Source organism: Flavobacterium sp. CF136 (assembly GCF_000282055.1).
GTDB lineage: Bacteria > Bacteroidota > Bacteroidia > Flavobacteriales > Flavobacteriaceae > Flavobacterium.
On sequence record NZ_AKJZ01000031.1, the window covers coordinates 1 to 1,760 of the forward strand.

Here is a 1,760-nt window from a genome sequence, read left to right on the forward strand (position 1 = left end):
AACATCCTTTGGCGTCAGTCACTACAATTGAATAAGATCCTGCAATTAAACCTGTATAAATTCCTGTAACATCTCCCGTTGTATTTGCAACCGGTCCTGTAAGCGCATAAGTATATGGCGTGATTCCGTTTGCTGGTGTCAACGTGATACTTCCATCAGTACCTCCATTACAACTTACATTCGTTTGAACTGGTGTTGCTGTTGGTGTGGTTGGAGTAGTTACAATTATTGTATTTGTTGTTACTGAACAATTTGGTGTATTACTATCTGATATTACAAAATAATAACTACCTGCCGCAGCTACTGAAGCTGTAAAGGTTGAACCTGTTACCGCTGTTGAAGCTCCTGTAGCTGATCCGTTCAAATACATTTGATAACTATATGGCGCTATTCCATCAGTTATAACAACATCAATAGTTGCGTTAACCGGTGCTGCACAATATAAATCTTTAGTTAATGTTGCTGTAGCTAATAGTTGTTTTTCAATTGTATAAATTACTGTAGCCTCACATCCATTATCATCCTGAATTCCTAATGTGTAAGTACCAGGCGCATTGAATGTAGCTATAGAAGAAGCAATAACTGATCCGTTTACTGTATAGGTTTTAACTCCATTATATGTGGTAGTCAATGTACTTAAGTCAACTGTCAATGCTGATCCAACATAACATTGTTGTGCCGGAACTGTAATGGTTGGTGCTGCATCATTTGTGATAACAACATTTTCCATATGAATACATCCATTGGCATCTTTTACATAAACATCCCAACTTAAGTCTGTCAGGTTAGTATCTACTGAAAGTACAGAACTGCTTGCGTAAGCTGAAGCTGCCGGAGCTGCTGCACCGCCGTTTACAACTGCATAGGTATAAGCTCCTGTTCCGCCTGTGACACCACTAACCGTGATTTGTGAGATATCCTGTGAACAGAATACTTTAGTTCCTGCTGCCGTAAAGGCAATTAGCGCTGGCTCTGTTGTTATTACTGAAGCCGCATCCTGACAAGAAGTCGTATTATCTGTTACAGTTACTGTATAGGTTCCTGTTGAAAGACCTGTTAAGGTAATAACATCACCGGAAATACTTTGAGTAAATGGTAATGCTGCCGGAGCGCTGGTTACAGCTATAGCATAGTTACCTGATGTACTGAATCCGGTAACGGTAAATTGTGCTGAACCGTTATTGGTTGTACCATCTGCAACATTACATGAAATATCGTTGATCAATGTACCCACAATAGCAATTGGAGTTACCGGAGCAACTGTATGAGATTCCTCGTAAGTACATCCATTTGCATCTGTTACCCTGAATACATAAGTACCAGCTGTTAATCCTGCAAAGGTAGTGCTTGTTTGTTGTGGTACGATTATAGGTGAAGGTGCTATAGTCTCATACTGCAATGTTCCTATTCCTCCTGTATGACCCGTAATCTCAACTGTACCGTTTACTAAACAAGTTATCGGAACTGTTGTACTGAATGTCAAGTCTGTTGGTGGAACCAAAGCCGGAATATTAACTCCATTTGTAAGTGTAAATAAACATCCTTTCGAATCTCTTACAAATACATCAAATGTAATTCCTGCATATGATTGGTATGTATTGGTTGATGAATAATTCAACCCGCCATCAAAACTGTATTCATAAGGAGCTGTTCCTGTTCCTGGTGTAGCAACAACAGTAACTGTCGCTGGCTGGGCCACGTTTCCGGATCCACATGTCAATGACGTTGTTATTGATGATGTCGCAGCCAAAAGAACCGGC

1 pseudogene is annotated in these 1,760 nt (G+C 40.1%); it reads right to left on the reverse strand.

Annotated elements, in window-relative coordinates:
- Nucleotides 1–1,760, reverse strand: a pseudogene (locus PMI10_RS11180) (hypothetical protein); the annotation flags it as partial.